This window comes from Kineococcus esterisolvens (assembly GCF_050871405.1).
GTDB lineage: Bacteria > Actinomycetota > Actinomycetes > Actinomycetales > Kineococcaceae > Kineococcus.
Window position 1 is genome coordinate 1 of sequence record NZ_JBJLRI010000138.1, and the last position, 2,453, is coordinate 2,453.

Here is a 2,453-nt window from a genome sequence, read left to right on the forward strand (position 1 = left end):
CCCCCCCCCCCCCCCCCCCCCCCCCCCCCCCCCCCCCCCCCCCCCCCCCCCCCCCCCCCCCCCCCGCCCCCCCCCCCCCCCCCCCCCCCCCCCCCCCCCCCCCCCCCCCCCCCGCGTTCCCCCGTGAGCCCGTCTCGCCACCGCGGGTCCCCCCGGACCGCGGCACGAGCCCCCCGGGCTCGACGATCACATCGCCGCCCCCCGCGCGGGCGTTACACACCACCGCGGGCGGGAGCTGGACCGGTGCGACCCGGCTGCCGCCCCCGTGGACCCCCGACCGGCTCCGTCCTCCTCCTCGCCGGGCCCGGTGCGCGGTGCCACCGGCGCGGGCCGTCCGGTCCCACGCCGAACGGCCCGCGCCACGGCGCTCACGCAGTGCTCCCGCAGCAGCCGTCGCCGCAGCCGACGGCTGCTGCGGCCTCCTGCTCGCTCGTGCCGGCCCCGGTGCCGGTGAGGGCGGCGGCGGGGTCGCAGCAGCCGTCGCCGCGCCAGGCCGCGCGGCCCTCCTTCACCGCGACGGCGGCGATGACCAGCGCGGCGACCGGGTCGGCCCACGACCAGCCGAGCACCGCGTTGAGGACGAGGCCGGCCAGCAGCACCGCGGACAGGTAGGTGCACAGCAGCGTCTGCCGGGAGTCGGCGACCGCGCTGGCCGAGCCGAGCTCGCGCCCGGCGCGTCGCTGCGCGGCCGAGAGCACCGGCATGAGCAGCAGGCTCAGTGCCGCCAGGACGATCCCGACGCGGGAGGTCCCGGCGTCACCGCGGCCCAGCAGCGCCCGGGCGGAGTCGGCGAGGACGTAGGCGGCCAGGGCGAAGAAGGAGATCGCGACGACCCGCAGCGCACGGTGCTCGCGGGCCTGGCGGACCTGCACCTCACGTGCGGAGAACTGCCACGCCACCGCGGCGGCGGAGGAGACCTCGACGATCGAGTCCAGGCCGAAGCCGATCAGCGCGCTGGAGGAGGCCGCGGCACCGGCGGTCAGCGCCACCACGGCCTCGATGACGTTGTAAGCGATCGTGGCGGCCACGAGCCAGCGGATGCGCCGCGCCAGCAGCGCCCGCCGCGCCTCGCGCTGCGGGTCCGGCGGCGCCGGCGGCGCCGGCGGCCGGGGCTGCCGGCCGGTGGACCCGGGACCGGCGGCGCTCAGCGGCAGCGGGCGGCCACCGGTGGTGGGGGCGGACGGACCCCGGGACGAGGAAGTGGCCATCAGCGGCGCTCCTCGGGCGGGGCGGGCAGGAGCCGGCAGCGGGTGGCGTCGGGCGGGGTCTCGCCGGAACTCACCGGCACCCCGGCGGGTGTCGTCGTCTCCACGCCGCGACAGTACAGGGACGGCTGAATACAGCCGAACCTGTCGTCGACGTTCGCCGGGCCGGGCGCCCCTCCGGGGGATCCGCCGTCCGGAGCGCCGCACCACCGGGGGGGCGCAAGCACGTAGTCACATACAGTGACGGCGTGCTCACCGTGTTGTTACCGACTCGTGCTCTCCAGCACCTTGAGCCTCAGCAAGCGCTCCGTCAGGGTGGCAGGCGGCCCTGGTCGCCCTCTCAAGCTCCAGCCGTCCGGTGCCGATGCCCGTGACGTGCGTTGACCCGTGTGGGTGCGACCACCCCTGTCGTCGAGCGAAGGACCGAGCTGTCATGCGGTGGACCGCGACTGCCCAGCACGAGAACGGGAACCGTCCCGGGACGAACGGGGCGTTCTCGCGCCGAGCGCTCCTGCGCGCCGGCGGGGGCGCCGGTGCGCTGTCCCTGCTGACCTGCCTCAGCGGCACCGGGACGGCCTCCGCCGCGCCCGCCACCGCCCTGAGCGCGGGCGAGCTGGCCGTGGGCGGCTCCACCACCAGCTACCCGCTGGCCCAGCACCCCAGCACCGCCGCCACCGGCGCGGTGCCCGCCCCCCGCGGCGCGGCGACCCGCTCCCTGCACGCCGGCGCGGCGCTCAGCGTCGTGAGCGTCGAGGTGGACGGCGGTCAGATGGTCGGCGTGACCTTCCCCCGCGGCACGACCGCCGAGGCGATCGCGGTGCGCACCCGCACCGGCGGCACCTGGTCGCCGTGGTGCGAGCTGCCCATGAACGACAACGAGGCCGACCCCGGCACCGCCGAGGCGCGCACCCGGGTGACCGGCTCCGACCCGCTGTGGGTGGGCTCGCTGGGCAGCCGCGCGACCGTCGAGGTCCGCCTGCCCGCAGCGGACGTGGCGCACGCCGAGCTGCACGTCGTGGACGCGGGGCTCAGCCCCGCCGACGAGCTCGCCGCCACCTCCAGCCCCGCCGACGGCGTGCTGCTGCGCAGCACCGGGGCGCAGGACGAGCAGGTGCTGCTGGGCGCGGTGGCGCAGCCGGGGATCCGCTCCCGCGCGGCCTGGGGCGCCGACGAGACCCTGCGCAAGTCCTCCGCCTCCTACGCCAGCACCATCAAGGCCGCCGTCGTCCACCACACCGCCGACCCCGG

At 78.2% G+C, this 2,453-nt stretch carries 1 protein-coding gene and 1 pseudogene; one reads left to right on the forward strand and one right to left on the reverse strand.

Annotated features, from left to right (window positions below):
* Positions 1–368: 368 nt before the first annotated feature.
* A complete protein-coding gene (locus ACRYR8_RS21055; protein WP_432483873.1) occupies positions 369–1,211 on the reverse strand; it encodes a cation efflux transmembrane domain-containing protein in 843 nt (280 codons plus the stop codon).
* A gap of 427 nt (positions 1,212–1,638) precedes the next feature.
* Here ACRYR8_RS21055 and ACRYR8_RS21060 point away from each other — a divergent pair.
* A pseudogene (locus tag ACRYR8_RS21060) lies at positions 1,639–2,453 on the forward strand (hypothetical protein); the annotation flags it as partial.